Consider the following 1283-nt stretch of genomic DNA (forward strand, 5'->3'; position numbering starts at 1 on the left):
CCGTTTTTTGCTTCTTTTCGTATGCAAATGTCAATCGCTTATTATTGGCACAAACCCACTCATCCAACTCTTCATCGTAGGTCATATTTTCGACTCGTCCGACTTGGTTTTTCCATTTCTTTGTTTGTTCCTTATCTAACGTATTATATTTAACGAAAGCCTCAATCTCCTTCTTGTCACAGAAAGCATAATTTTCTTCACTGCCATACCCTGAATCCGCAATAAGCGCTTTTGGTTTTGGCCTGCCATAAGATTCGAGAATGCCGAAATGAGGTTGAAGGCATCCCGGATCACCCGCTCGTTGATGCAAACTAAATCCAACAATGAACTGATTCTCCGTACCTATTTGAACATTATACCCCGGTTTAAGTTGACCGTTTTTCATGTGGTCTTCTTTCATTCGCATGAAGGTGGCATCTTTATCGGTCTTTGAGTAGCTATTTCGATCGTTGAAGATTTCTTTTTGTGCCTCATATTTTTGCTTGCGAGGTAAGAGATCTTTTTCAAGTTGGCGTTTGGCTTTTTTGATCGCTTTGTTTTTGGGTTCCGTCTCTAACCTTTTTTCTAGGACACTAAGGGTGTCTTTAATTTGTTCAGAAGTGACAGGATTTTTATCCAACCTCTCTTGTAAACTTGATTCAACTTCAATTTTTTCATCTTCCTTGGTTATGGCCTCGATTCCGGCCACGATCGTTCGGTACTTTTCATCGAGTTTAGCGTCAAATTTTTCTGTTGCTTTCCGCCAAACAAACGTGTATTTATTGGCGTTGGCTTCGATTTTGGTTCCGTCTAAAAAGTATTCTTCCAATTGGATGAGCCCTTGTTGATGGAGGAGATCCACGATGGAAAAGAAGGTTTCATAAATGATATCCTTCATTCTTTCCGAACGGAAACGGTTAATTGTACGAAAATCCGGTTGTTGATAATTCGCCAACCACATGAAGTAAATATTTTCTTGGAGTTGGGAAGCGATTTTGCGTGAAGAATAAATGCCTTTGGTGTAGGCATAGAGGATCACTTTTAACATCATTTTGGGATGATAGGCTGCTCGTCCCCCTCCGGGATAAACACGATAAAGAATCTTGTCATCAATCTGTTCGACGACCTGATGAACAAGGCGAGAAAGATGGTTTGGGGGAATTTTAATCTCCAAATCCAATGGTAAAATGAGTTGGTCCATGTTATAATCAATGAAGGAAATATGATCATGTTTCATAAAAAATCGCTCCTTTGGTTAGTTATTGGTGTTACTTTAATTATACCAAAAGGGGCGATTTTTTTTT

At 39.3% G+C, this 1283-nt stretch carries 1 protein-coding gene; it reads right to left on the reverse strand.

Annotated features, from left to right (window positions below; all coding sequences use genetic code 11):
* On the reverse strand, positions 1–1216 hold a 1216-nt coding region (locus BpJC4_RS15770; protein ID WP_151698191.1), incomplete at its 3' end, for an IS1182 family transposase.
* Positions 1217–1283 lie beyond the last annotated feature (67 nt).

Origin of the sequence: Weizmannia acidilactici (assembly GCF_008974185.1) — a bacterium.
Classification (GTDB): domain Bacteria; phylum Bacillota; class Bacilli; order Bacillales; family Bacillaceae_C; genus Weizmannia; species Weizmannia acidilactici.